This is a genomic window from Mesorhizobium sp. M7A.F.Ca.US.010.02.1.1, assembly GCF_004023085.1.
Lineage (GTDB): Bacteria > Pseudomonadota > Alphaproteobacteria > Rhizobiales > Rhizobiaceae > Mesorhizobium.
This window is the reverse complement of sequence record NZ_RZRV01000007.1, coordinates 106,365-118,884: the sequence shown is the minus strand read 5'-3', so window position 1 is coordinate 118,884 and position 12,520 is coordinate 106,365. Positions and strand designations below refer to the sequence as shown.

The following is a 12,520-nucleotide window of genomic DNA, read 5'->3' as shown; positions in this document are numbered from 1 at the left end:
CTCCGGCGGGACCCTTAATTGGCCTTCTTTGGAACACGGTCGTTCTCGTCCGCAGGCCTGTCGCCTGTCGGTTTTGCCGAAACAGGCTTTTCCGGCACATGGGAATAGTCAGATGTATCCGCCCCATACATCTTGTTGTCGACCGCTTCTTGCCAGCTGAAATCCGCGTCCGACGGTGAAACGTCGGCAATCTCATGGCGGGAGGAGCGAGAGTGCAGCCAGTTCGGGGTGATCTCTCGGACCAATTGTGCAAAGCGTCCCATCGAAACCGTTCCTTTCCTTGTCTTTTCCAGGAGGCGCGATCGCGGTGCGTCAGCTGGACCTAAAGTTGACCTCTCAGCCAGGCCAGCGTCTCGGCGACGCCGACCAGCCCGTACTGCGCGGTGGTGTGCGCCGGTGGCTTGACCCGTATCGATATGCCGCCCGCATCATTGACGGTTTCGAAGCCGTTTTCGTCCGACGTGTCGTCGCCCAGGAAGACCGGGCGACGGCCCGTGAATGGCGCGATCTCCATGAAACGCCGGATCGCGGCGCCCTTGGCGGCCTCCAGCGGCAGCAATTCCACGCCGGCGTTGCCGGCAACCACCCGGTAGCCCTTTGGCAGCGTGGCCAGCGCCTGCTCGACAAGCTGCGTCGCGCGGGGAAGCAGATGGGGGGCGGCGCGCGTGTGGATGGCCAGCACCTTTCCCTTGCGCTCGATATAGGCCCCACGACCGAGCTCGGCCTCGATCTCGTCGGCAAGGGCCGCGATATCCGCCGGCTCGTCCGCGACTTCGACGTCGTCGTCCGGGAGAAGCCGGTGCTCCAATCCATACAGCCCGGCCGCGCGCAGTTTCAAAGGCTGAAACAGATGGTCGACAGCCGCAACGGACCGGCCCGTGATGAACGCCAACGCCCCGTCCAGCTTGCGGTCCAGGCCTTGCAGCAAGGAGCGGAGCTCGTCGCTGACCGAGACGGCGTCCGGGTGTTCGGCATGTTCCAGCAGGGTGCCGTCGATGTCGAGGAACAACGCCCATTCGCCGGTCAGCACAGTCTGCGGTTTCGGCATGACGGCCTGCGGCTTTTGCGGGCTTTCGCTGATCATCTTTTGCAGAACCTCGTTCATGACATGACTACCCGCTTGCGCTCGAACATGGACACGACATTGTCGACGCTAGGCAGCCGGTCACCGACACCGGTTACCCGGTCGAGGTCACCGCGCTTGCGCAAGCGCGCTGCATCCAGAAGCATGCTGCCGGCCCAGCGATAGACATTGTTGTTGCGGATCGTCTCGCGCATGGGCCGCATGCGCTCGCGCTGTTCGTCTGAAGTCATGATCAGCGCCTGCAGCAGCGCTTCGCTCATCATGGCGGCGTCGTAAGGGTTGACGATCAGCGCCTCCAGCAATTCGCGCGAGGCGCCGGCGAAGGTGCTGAGCATCAAGACGCCCTGTTCGTCGTCGCGCGCCGCGACGAACTCCTTGGCGACCAGGTTCATGCCGTCATGCAGGCTGGTGACCATGCATATGTCGGCGGCGCGATAGATCTCATAGACCTGTTCCTGCGAGTGATGCTCGGCCACCATGATCACCGGTCTGTAGCCCTCGCTGCCATAGCGTTGGTTGAGCTCCTCGGCATAGCGGTGGCATTCGTCGTGGAGCAGCTTGTAGGCCGGCAGCGTGCCGCGGCTGGGAGCCGCGATCTGCAGGAAAACCAGCTTTCCGATCCATTCAGGGTATCGCTTGAACAATTCGTCCAGCGCCTGAAATCGATCCAGAATGCCCTTCGTGTAGTCGAGACGCTCGACACCCACGGCCAGCTTCACATCCGCTTTCAGTCCGAACCTGTTGCGCAGGCGGGCGCGGCAGTCATCGACGTCAGACAATTTTGCCAACAGGTCCGCCGGCCATTCTATCGAGATGGGATAGGCGTGCACCAGCGTCGTCTGGCCACCATAGGAGATCGCCGCATCGGCCCGCTCGATGCGGCTTTCCAGGAAGCGATCGACGCTTTCGGTGAAATTGTTGGCGTGGAACTGGGTGTGGAAACCGATGATAGAGCTGCCGAGCAGCCCCTCGAGGATGCGTTCACGCCAAGGGCAGATGCTGTACACCTCCGAGTTCGGCCATGGGATGTGCCAGAAGGTGATGACGATCGCCTCCGGCAGGCGCTCGCGGATCATGCGCGGCAGCAGCGCGAAGTGGTAATCCTGGACCAGCACGATCGGCCGCTCGTTGCGCGCTTCGGCAACCACCGTATCGGCAAACTTCCGGTTAACGGCTTCATAGGCCGCCCAGTCGGAGGCGCGAAAAATCGGTCGGGTGAAGGCGATGTGGCAAAGCGGCCAGAGCCCCTCATTGGCGAAACCGAGATAATAACCCTGATGTTCTTCCTCCGTCAGCCAGACCCGGCGCAGCGTATAGGACGGATGGCCGGGAGGCACCTGTACCCGGTCGTGGTCGTCGACGGTGAGGCGGTCCGCCGTTCCGCCGCCATAGGCGATCCAGGTGCCGCCACAGGCGCGGGTGATCGGCTCGAGCGCGGACACCAGCCCGCTGGCCGGCACCAACAATTCGACGCCATCATCCCTGATGTTGTGGATATAGGGTTCGCGGTTCGACACCACGATGACCTGCGCATCGGGCAGATCGTCGGCGAGGATCTTGCGCAATGTCTCGGGCGACCACGTCACCAGCGCCGCATCGGCCGATTGGCCGTTCTTTTCGAACTCACGTATCACCTTGCGCGCCGCCTCCGCGGCCACATCTTCGCCCGCTGTATGGGCAACCGCCGGAGGGTGACTGCGGCGCTGCCGCGATAGGGAGAGGAATACGGCAAGAGCGGAAAAACCGAGGCTCGCGAAGATCAGAACCCAGAGCAGTTCCGCACCGTAGTTTGTCATTGAATGTCAACTCACCCGGCCGTCGGCGACCGTTTTTTCGTGTTTCCCGTTTGAAAAGGTCCGCCGACCACGGGGTCGGCGTTCGGACCCGTATTTTTGCAACGCACAAAGCTCGGATCGGTTCCGCCAATTTTGTTCGGATCATGTCCTTACGATGAGCGGCACCAGCCCTTCATGGCGGTCGGCAAGGAAAGCGACAACCCGATCGCCGACGCGCTGGAAGGTGAGATCGACGACCCGGTCGCCGACGCCCAGGTGCCGCAGTGTCAGCGTGTCGATGCCGATCGGCAGCCTCGGGCGGGTGACGCGGATTTCGCCATGCCAGCCGTCGATCTCCAGGCCAAGGCAGGCCTGCATCAGCATGAAGGCGGAGCCCGCCGACCACGCCTGCGGCAGGCAGGCGACGGGATAGGCGATGGGTGCTTCGCCCGGCGCACGTGTAAAACCGCAGAACAGTTCGGGCAGCCGCATGTTGAAATGGACTGCGGATTCGAATGTGCCGCTCATCAGGCGAACCACGCTTTCACGCTCGCCATAGCGCGCCAGGCCGGCACCGCACAGGGCGGTGTCGTGCGGCCAGATCGAGCCATTGTGGTACGACATCGGATTGAAGAACACGGCATCGTCGGCGAGCGTCCGCAGTCCCCAGCCGGAATGGAAGGAGGCGGAAAGCAGCTGGTCGGCGACCATCTGGGCCCGCGCCGGCTCAGGCAATCCGACAAAAAGCAGATGCCCGGCATTCGAGGTCCGCACCTTGCAGGGCTCGCCCGCACCGTCGATCGCGAGGGCATAGAAGCCGAGATCGTCAAGCCAGAAATCGCGTTCCACGGCGACCCGCATCGCCTCGGCGCGACCATCCCAATGGTCGGCCCTGTCGTCCTCCCCACGGCGGCGGGCAAGCTTGGCCAGCCCCCGGAAAGCGGCAAAGACATAGCCTTGCACTTCGACCAGGGCGATCGGACCCTTGGGAATGCGGCCATCGGCATGGAAGACCGAATCGAAACTGTCCTTCCATCCCTGGTTGGCGAGGCCGGACTCGGCCGCTCGCTGGTAAGTGACGAATCCGGTCTCCCGGCCCGCCTCCTCCGTCCATTCGGCCGCAGCGCACAGCGATGGCCACAAGCCGTCGATGAACGCCATGTCACCGGTACGATCGGCGTAGGCACAAGCAAGATAGATGTAGAGCGGTGTCGTATCGACGCCACCGTAGTAGCGGCCGAAGGGGAGCTCCCGCAGCGCCACCATTTCGCCCTTGCGGGTCTCGTGCATGATCTTGCCCGGCTGCGAATCGCTGAACGGCGATGTCTCGGTCGCCTGATGCTGGGCCAGAAAGGCCAACACGCCCCGCGCCAGGCCCGGATTGAGCCACAGCATCTGCAGTGCCGAGATGACGCCGTCACGACCGAACGCCGTCGAGAACCAGGGGATGCCGGCATAGGGATAGGGGCCGGTCGCCAGTTCGGTGGTCAGCAGCGCGACATCGGCGCGGGCGCGCTCGACCCAGTCGTTGAAGACGCGGCCCGAGCTGCGCACCGTCGCGCCATGGCGACGTTTGGCCCGCATGCCAAAGCGGGCGCGGGCGGCAGCGGCGCGAAACCGGTCGCGGTCGGGCTTATCGGCCACCTCGGGACCGACCTCGACATAAAGCACCTTCCTGCTGCGCTTGGTCACGGCGATCAGGAAATCGGCACGGGTGGCTGTCAGTTGGTCCGGCGCCTGCGAGAACGATATCGCAGAGAGGCGGGCCAGGCCGTCGAGCCCGTCATAGCGCAGCAGGACGGACGTCGCGTCTGTTTCGGCGGCATGGGCCAGCCCGCGCTTCAGCCGTGTCGAGCCGCGTACTTCGAACATGTCGCGGAAATCGGCGGAATAGTGCAGGGAAACGCTGATCGTCGAGTGTTCCCGGCTGTAATTGGAAAGGGTGATGCGTTCGAACAGCCTGTCCTGCCAAAGCAGCCTGACGCGTTCGATGTGAATGGCTCCCTGCGGGATGTCGCGTCCACCGGCGCTCTGTATCGGCAGATTGGTCAAATTGGTGGTGAACAGCACATTGTCCTGGCTGAGCGAGGCGCCGAGCAGCGATGTCTGCCTGCCGCCGACGGTCAGCCGGAACTCGGAAAGAACCCGTGTGTCGTCGCGAAAGAAACCGTCGCCGGCTCCGCGTATGTCGCCATAGGCGTCGGCAACCGCGAAGCAATCGCCCTGCTTGAGGGCAAACAACCGATGCGGCTCGCGAGGGGCGGTGGCGTCGAGCGATGCAAGCGCAACCGCGGGATCGAGCTGGCGCTCATCGAGTTGGGCCATTCGTCAAAGATCCCTGTTGTTTCGTTGTCGTGGCTCGAGCACGTCGTTGCTCAAGACGCCTTCGCCGCGCTCGGGACGCTGATCAGGCCCGCATAGGCGGCCAGATAATCGCCAGCCATTCTTCGAGCGGAGAACCGCTTTTCGAAAACGGCCCTCACCTTTCGCCTGTCGAGTTGCAGCAAGTCGGGCACCGCGGCGACCGCGCCGTCCACCGTGTCAGCGATGAAACCGGTGACGCCTTGATCGATGATTTCGGGCAGCGCGCCGCAATTCCAGCCGATGACCGGCGTGCCGCAGGCCATGGCCTCGATGGCGACAAGGCCGAACGGCTCCGGCCAGTCGATCGGGAACAGCAGGCCGGCCGCCTTGCCGAGAAATTCCGCCTTCTGGTCCTCCTCGATCTCGCCGACATAGACGATGCGATCGCCGTCGATCAACGGTTCGACCACCTCGTGGAAATAGGCGCGGTCGTCGTCGCCGATCTTTGCCGCGAGCTTGAGCTTGAGCCCCGAACGCAAGGCGATCTCGATGGCGCGGTCCGGGCGCTTGTCGCGTGAGAACCGGCCGAGGAAGGCAAGGTAGGGTTCTTCCGCCGTCGTCTCAAAAGTCGGTTCGTAGAGAGTGGTCGGCAATCCGTGATGGATCGTCGCCAACCAGTTGGCGTTGGCAAAGCCCGCCTTCTGGCTGTGCGAAATGGAAATCAGGGGGAAACGCGGAAACCGTTCATAGGCCGGCGCCAGGTCGACATAATCCAGCCTGCCATGCGGTGTCGTCACCGTGCGGTCGGCGAGATCCTCGAAGAAGGAAAAGTGCAGGAAATGGCTGAGATGGAAGTGGATGACGTCGAACTCCGACGCCCGTTCCCTCACCTGCGCAAGCATCGAAAGATGCGCCGCGATCTCGGATTTAAGCGGACGCGGATCGAGGCGCAGCGCGCGTTCCCGGCTGGGTACCAGCGTCGCGGAAGTCTGGCTGTCGCCACTGGCGAACAGCGTCACCTCATGGCCCAGATCGACCAGCGCTTCGGTCAGATACGAGACGATGCGCTCGGTGCCGCCATAGAGCCTTGGCGGCACCGATTCATAAAGCGGCGCGACATGGGCGATTTTCATATTCCATCCTGGATGCTGGGCATGCAGGTGTGAAATGCGTCAACGGCTCGATTGGTTCCGATTTTATGATCGAGGCGTCGGCACCAGAGGCCGCAGTCGGCATGGAACTGTGCGTCAAACGGATTGCGCGATCAGGGTCAGAAAGCCACCGCTCAGCGCGACATTGCCGACGAAGCCGTTGATGCGGGACGCACGGTCCTGGCCCTGATGGTCCCAGAAATTGTGAAACATCGGCGTGGCGACGATGAGGAACAGCAGCAGCACCGCGGCCGCGAGTGCCGTCCACAATCCTGCGATGACCAGCACGCCGGCGGCGATCTGAAGCACGATGCCGAGCCACAGCGCCAATCTTGCCTGCGGCACACCGCGCGCGGCCATCAGCTGGGTCAGGAAGGCCGCGTTCTGGATGTTGCGCAGGCCGGCGAAGACGAAGGCGCCGCCGAGCAACAGGCGAGCGAGAAACAACAAGGTCGAAGGCAAATCGGCAGGCATCAAACGCTCCCTTTGAAAGTGGAGCGCCGCCTTTCGACGGCGCTCCCAACATAACCGGACAATCAGGCGGCCTTCGCCGCCGGCACCGGGTGAATGGCCTGGAACGGGATGCACAGCCGGTTCCAGGTGTTGATCATGCCGAGCGCAACGGAAAGCTTGACCAGTTCCTCTTCCGAGAAATGCTCGAGCGTCTTTGCATAGAGTTCGTCCGGCACGCCATTGCTGGCGATCAAGGTGACGGCTTCGGTCCAGGCCAGGGCAGCGCGTTCGCGCAGGGAAAACAGCGGCGATTCCTTCCAGGCTGAAACCAGATAGAGCCGCTGCTCGGTCTCGCCGTCGCGCCTCGCCTCGCGGCTGTGCATCTCGACGCAGAACGAGCAGCCATTGATCTGCGATGCCCTGAGCTTGATCAGGTGCAGCAGGCTCACCTCGAGCCCGCATTCGTCCACCGCCTTGTTGAGCGCCGACACAGCCTTCATGATCTCCGGCGCCTTGGCGAAAAATTGCAGCCTCTGTTTCATCTTCCTGTCCTTTCAAATCTGCTTTGGGTTTGGGTCTACGGGGTTAACTGGATTTCTGCGGCCGCTGGTGGCGCTCGACGAAGGCGCAACTCGCGGCAAGCGACCTGGGATCGCCTTCTGCCGCATAGGTGGCCACGATATCGGACAGCTTGGTCTCGGCGAGCGCGGCGCGATAGGCACGCTCGGCCTTCAGCATCGCGGCGTTGATGCCGCAGGGTTTGACATAGGCCGAAGCATCGAGCTTCACCGGACCGCGCTGGCGGATCTCGCCGCAACGGAAAGCCGGCTCGCGCCCTTCGATGGCCAGCACGATGTCGAGCAGCGTGATGCGCTCGGCCGGCCGCGCCAGCCGATAGCCACCGGCAGGCCCGGGCACCGATTCCAGGATGCGCGCCGCGCTCAGCATGTTGAGATGCTTCAGCAGATAGCTAGGCGACAGGCCAAAGGACTCGGCCAGAGCGGCGCCAGGCATGGTGCTGTTCCCCTCCACACTGGCCAGCGTGGCAGCGCAATGGATAGCTGCCTCAACGCCCTCGCCCAGCTTCATTGGATCGGCTCCTTTATCATGGATATATACTATCGTGGATAATTATTATCTGCAATAGGAAAATTAAGAACGGCGCTCGAAAGCGCCGCTCTTTTGTTGGGGTAAGTCCCTATTCCGCAGCCACCTTGGCCATCGGATTGTTCGGGTGCGTCGTCCAGTTGGCATAGACCGGCGATACCGGCCTGCCGGTGCGCTGGTCCATCACGCCTGCCGCCAGCGGTTCCATGGTGATGCAGTTCTCGACCGGGCAGACATTAACGCACAGATTGCAGCCGACGCATTCGGCCTCGATCACCTCGAAGTGCCTGACGCCGTCGACCATGCTGGTGATCGCCTGGTGCGAAGTGTCCTCGCAGGCGATGTGGCAGCGGCCGCATTTGATGCAGGCATCCTGGTCGATACGCGCCTTGGCGACGTAGTTGAGGTTGAGATACTGCCAATCGGTGACATTGGGCGTGGCGCGGCCGACGATGTCGTTGAGCGAGGCGTGCCCCTTCTCGTCCATCCAGTTTTCGAGGCCCGCGATCATTTCCTGCACGATCTTGAAGCCATAGGTCATTGCCGCCGTGCAGACCTGCACATTGCCGGCGCCGAGCGCCATGAATTCGGCAGCATCGCGCCAGGTGGTGATGCCGCCGATGCCGGAGATCGGCAGGCCGCGGGTTTCGGGATCGCGCGCGATCTCGGCCACCATGTTCATGGCGATCGGCTTCACCGCCGGGCCGCAATAGCCGCCATGCGAGCCCTTGCCGTCGATTGCCGGCTGCGGCGCGAAGCTGTCGAGGTCGACACCGGTGATCGAGTTGATGGTGTTGATCAGCGACACCGCGTCAGTGCCGCCGGCATGTGCCGCCCGTGCGGGCTTGCGCACATCGGTGATGTTGGGCGTCAGCTTGGTGATGACGGGCATGCGGGTGTTCTGCTTGCACCAGCGCACCACCATTTCGATATATTCCGGCACCTGGCCGACGGCGGCACCCATGCCGCGTTCCGACATGCCGTGCGGGCAGCCGAAATTGAGCTCGATGCCGTCGGCCTCCGTCTCCTCGACCACCGGCAGGATCGCCTTCCAGGCCTCCTCGACGCATGGCACCATCAGCGAGACGACGATGGCGCGGTCGGGCCAGTCCTTCTTGACCTGCTTGATCTCGCGCAAATTGACCTGCAGGTCGCGGTCGGTGATCAGCTCGATGTTGTTGAGGCCGAGCAGGCGGCGGTCGGCGCCCCAGATCGCGCCGTAGCGCGGGCCGTTGACGTTGACCACCGGTGGGCCTTCCTCGCCCAGCGTCTTCCACACCACGCCGCCCCAGCCGGCCTTGAAGGCGCGGATGACGTTGTAGGCCTTGTCGGTCGGCGGCGCCGAGGCCAGCCAGAACGGATTTGGCGATTTGATGCCGACGAAATTGTTTCTGATATCTGCCATGCTCATGCCCTCCCGTTCGAGGTCAGTGCCCGATTGATGCTCTCCGCAGCGTCGCGGCCTTGCGCGACCGCCGAGACGGTCAGGTCGTCGCCACCGAAGATGCAGTCGCCGCCGGCCCAGACCCTGGCGAGAGAAGTGCGCCCTTCCGCATCGACCTTGATGCGGCCGGCTTCAAGATCGATCGACGCACCGCTGCCATTAAGGGCGACCGGCACAAAACTCTGTCCAATCGCCTTGAACACCTGGTCGGCAACGAGCGTCAGTGTCTCGCCGGTGCCGGCAAGCCTGTCGCCGTTCAGCGCCGTGTATTCGAGTTCGACGGCGGTGACCTTGCCGCCTTCGGCGATCACCCGCTTCGGCTGCAGCCAGTGGCGGATGCTGACGCCGTTGGCTGCCGCCAGATCCTGTTCGAATTCGGAAGCGTTCATGTGCTCCTGGCCGCGCCGGTAGCAGATCGTCACCTCCTCGGCGCCGAGCAGCTTCGACTGTACCGCGGCGTCTATGGCCGTCATGCCTCCACCGATGACGACGACACGGCGGCCAACCGGCAGGCCGGAAAGGTCGCTGGCCTGGCGCAGTTCGGCAATGAACTCGACCGCGTTGATGACGCCGTCGGCCTCCTCGCCATCAGCACGCAGCGCGTTGACGCCGCCAAGGCCCATGCCGAGAAACACCGCATCGTAATTGCGGATCAGGTCCGACAGCTGGTAGTCGCGGCCGAGCGCCTTGCCGTTCTGGATGTCGATGCCGCCGATCGCGGTCACGTAGTTGACTTCGGCTTGGGCGAAATCGTCGACACTCTTGTAGGCGGCGATGCCGTATTCGTTGAGGCCACCGGCCTTCGCGCGCGCTTCCAGGATGGTCACGTCATGGCCGTGGCGGGCGAGCCGGTGCGCGGCGGCAAGGCCGGCCGGCCCGGCGCCGACCACGGCGATTGTCTTGCCGGTCGGCTCGGCGCGCGGATAAAACTGCTTGTTCTCGCCCATGGCGACATCGGTGGCGTAGCGCTGCAGGCGGCCGATCTGCACCGGCTTGCCTTCCGCCACCTCGCGCACGCAGACTTCCTCGCACAGCGTTTCGGTCGGGCAGACGCGGGCGCACATGCCGCCCAATATGTTCTGGTCGAAGATGGTCTTGGCCGAACCGATCGGATTGCCGGTCGAGATCTGGCGGATGAACAGCGGAATGTCGATCGAGGTCGGGCATGCATTCATGCACGGCGCGTCGTAGCAGAAATAGCAACGATCGGATTCGACCAGCGCCTCGTGGTGATCGAGCGGCGGATGCAGGTCGGAAAAATTGTCCGCATACTGGTCGGCCGAGAGCCTGCCGCCCGCAATGCCTTCCCTGAATTGGCCTTCTGGCATCGTCAGTTCCCCATGTTTTCTTTTGAGGAAGGCTAGCACGTTTTATTTTTTTATCAATTGGTCAATTTTCGGCGCAAGCCCCTGAAAAGGCTCGACAATAACATGATTTTTTTAGTCATGTTATTGGAGGCGAGGGCCACTTTTCAGTGCGCGCGAATGGCCGGGTTCAAGCTTACAGCCATGAATGGTCTTGACCTCGTCGGCTACCAGTTGCTGCAGCCGCCACAGATTGCGGTCATGGATGCCGAATTCCTCGAGATGGCTGACCGTGTTGTAGAGATATTCGGCGCCGGATCCAATATGCCCGCAGGCTCTGGCCAGCACGCTCGCCACTCTGTCCAGCGGCTGGTTCAGCGACGTTCCCCTGCCCTTCACGCCGACCCAGAAGCCAAGCGCGCGCAGCGTACCTTGCGGCGTATGCACCGGCAGCCACCGGACCGTCTCGATGCTTTCGTGGTCGCTGATCTCGCGTCGCAGCAGCCTTTCGATCTGCGCCGGCTTTTCGCCCTCCGGCAAGCGGTAGATCACGCCGTTGCAGCGTCCGCCCCGTTCGAGCGCCATCATCAACCCCGGCTGCTCGGCGCTGCCCCGCCAACGCACCATGTCGAGGCAAAAAGAGCGGTGCCAGCCAAAGGCCGTGGCGAGCTGTTGCTCGACCGACTCGAATTCCGGCTTCCAGATCAGGGACCCGTAAGCGAACACCCATAGTGGTCCCTCATCGGCTTCATTGGACAGCCGCAAGGCAAGGGTGCGGAAATCCTCGTCGTTCATGTCTGTCCAACTCGGGTCCGGGCCGGGATCGGCCTCTTCCCGATGGCACAGTGCGACAAGCTCGGGCGTGAGCGACATCAAGCGCATGGACGACAACCCCTCATCACCGCAGAGAAATCGAAAACCAGAGCTCGCGCAACCAGGGAACGCTTGGCACACACACCCATTGTTGTCCGGGCGTGTCGGATTTCCGTCGTGAGGATCGTCCTAAGATGGACGACGATCGATCCATGAAAGGTGAGGAGACCGAAAATGCCGAAAACCCCGATGCCCTTCTTCTGGTACGAATTGATGACATCAGATCTCGACGCCGCCGAGGCGTTCTACACCCAAGTGGTCGGCTGGACGGCGCAGCCCTTCGATAAGGCACCCGGCATGCCGCGCTATATCGTGATGAATGTCGGCGAACGTGGCGTCGGCGGACTGATGACCTTGCCCGAGGATGCCGCCAAGATGGGCATGCCGCCTGCCTGGCTTGGCTATATTCACACCAAGGATGTCGACGCCGCCACGGCATCGCTGGAGAAAGCCGGCGGCACCGTTCACCGCCAGCCCGACGACATGCTGGGTGTCGGCCGCTTTGCCGTCGTCGCCGATCCGCAAGGCACGACCTTCATGTTCCTGCAGCCGAACGGTCCCGACCAGCCTGTCGTGCCGGCCGGCACGCCGGGCCACATCGGCTGGCACGAGCTTTATACGAGCGACTGGAAAGCCGCGTTCGATTTCTATTCCGAGCAGTTCGGCTGGATCGACGCCGGCGATTTCGACATGGGTCCGATGGGCACTTACCAGACTTTTACGGCTGGCCCCGAATCCGGCGGCGGCATCATGAACAAGCCGGAGCAGATCCCGGTGCCGGTCTGGCAATTCTACTTCAACGTTGCGGCCATCGACGCGGCCGCAAAACGGGTCACCGACAATGGCGGCAAGATCCTGATGGGCCCGATGGAGGTCCCCGGCGGCAGTTGGATCGTCCAATGCCAGGACCCGCAAGACGCGCACTTCGCCTTGATGGCGCCAGTCCGCTGACCGCGATCGAAAACCGCTGACACAAAGCGCGGGTTTTCATCAGACCACCAATGAAGGCCTCTACCCCTGCCTGG

General features: G+C 63.0%; 12 protein-coding genes. 1 reads left to right on the top strand and 11 read right to left on the bottom strand.

Annotated features, from left to right (window positions below):
* Positions 1-14: 14 nt before the first annotated feature.
* The 11 genes from EOA19_RS09955 to EOA19_RS09905 all read right to left on the bottom strand — a co-directional run bounded on the left by EOA19_RS09955 (position 15) and on the right by EOA19_RS09905 (position 11,504).
* Positions 15-263 carry a hypothetical protein gene (locus EOA19_RS09955; protein WP_128303451.1) on the bottom strand — a complete coding sequence of 83 codons (249 nt, stop codon included), beginning with the start codon at positions 261-263 and terminating at the stop codon, positions 15-17.
* A 59-nt stretch (positions 264-322) separates the two neighbouring features.
* Positions 323-1,048 carry a trehalose-phosphatase gene (gene otsB / locus EOA19_RS09950; RefSeq protein WP_164892901.1) on the bottom strand — a complete coding sequence of 242 codons (726 nt, stop codon included), beginning with the start codon at positions 1,046-1,048 and terminating at the stop codon, positions 323-325.
* 53 nt (positions 1,049-1,101) lie between these two features.
* Complete coding sequence (locus tag EOA19_RS09945) at positions 1,102-2,880, bottom strand: trehalose-6-phosphate synthase (protein WP_128303449.1); 1,779 nt, start codon at positions 2,878-2,880, stop codon at positions 1,102-1,104.
* A gap of 141 nt (positions 2,881-3,021) precedes the next feature.
* Positions 3,022-5,184 (bottom strand): amylo-alpha-1,6-glucosidase, encoded by a 2,163-nt coding sequence (locus EOA19_RS09940; RefSeq protein ID WP_128303448.1) that lies wholly within the window; start codon positions 5,182-5,184, stop codon positions 3,022-3,024.
* A gap of 50 nt (positions 5,185-5,234) precedes the next feature.
* Positions 5,235-6,296, bottom strand: a complete 1,062-nt coding sequence (locus EOA19_RS09935; RefSeq protein WP_128303447.1) for a glycosyltransferase family 4 protein — start codon at positions 6,294-6,296, stop codon at positions 5,235-5,237.
* A 114-nt stretch (positions 6,297-6,410) separates the two neighbouring features.
* Positions 6,411-6,788, bottom strand: a complete 378-nt coding sequence (locus EOA19_RS09930; RefSeq protein WP_023813201.1) for a DoxX family protein — start codon at positions 6,786-6,788, stop codon at positions 6,411-6,413.
* Positions 6,789-6,850: 62 nt separating this feature from the next.
* A complete protein-coding gene (locus EOA19_RS09925; RefSeq protein ID WP_023813202.1) occupies positions 6,851-7,309 on the bottom strand; it encodes a carboxymuconolactone decarboxylase family protein in 459 nt (152 codons plus the stop codon).
* Positions 7,310-7,352: 43 nt separating this feature from the next.
* Complete coding sequence (locus EOA19_RS09920) at positions 7,353-7,856, bottom strand: Rrf2 family transcriptional regulator (RefSeq protein WP_023813203.1); 504 nt, start codon at positions 7,854-7,856, stop codon at positions 7,353-7,355.
* Positions 7,857-7,965: 109 nt separating this feature from the next.
* Positions 7,966-9,279, bottom strand: a complete 1,314-nt coding sequence (gene preA, locus EOA19_RS09915; RefSeq protein WP_128303446.1) for an NAD-dependent dihydropyrimidine dehydrogenase subunit PreA — start codon at positions 9,277-9,279, stop codon at positions 7,966-7,968.
* Between the two features lie 2 nt (positions 9,280-9,281).
* A complete protein-coding gene (locus EOA19_RS09910) occupies positions 9,282-10,646 on the bottom strand; it encodes an NAD(P)-dependent oxidoreductase (RefSeq protein WP_023813204.1) in 1,365 nt (454 codons plus the stop codon).
* A gap of 120 nt (positions 10,647-10,766) precedes the next feature.
* Complete coding sequence (locus tag EOA19_RS09905) at positions 10,767-11,504, bottom strand: gamma-glutamylcyclotransferase (RefSeq protein ID WP_128303445.1); 738 nt, start codon at positions 11,502-11,504, stop codon at positions 10,767-10,769.
* Between the two features lie 165 nt (positions 11,505-11,669).
* Between EOA19_RS09905 and EOA19_RS09900 the strand changes: the two genes are divergently transcribed.
* A complete protein-coding gene (locus EOA19_RS09900) occupies positions 11,670-12,446 on the top strand; it encodes a VOC family protein (RefSeq protein ID WP_128303444.1) in 777 nt (258 codons plus the stop codon).
* Positions 12,447-12,520 lie beyond the last annotated feature (74 nt).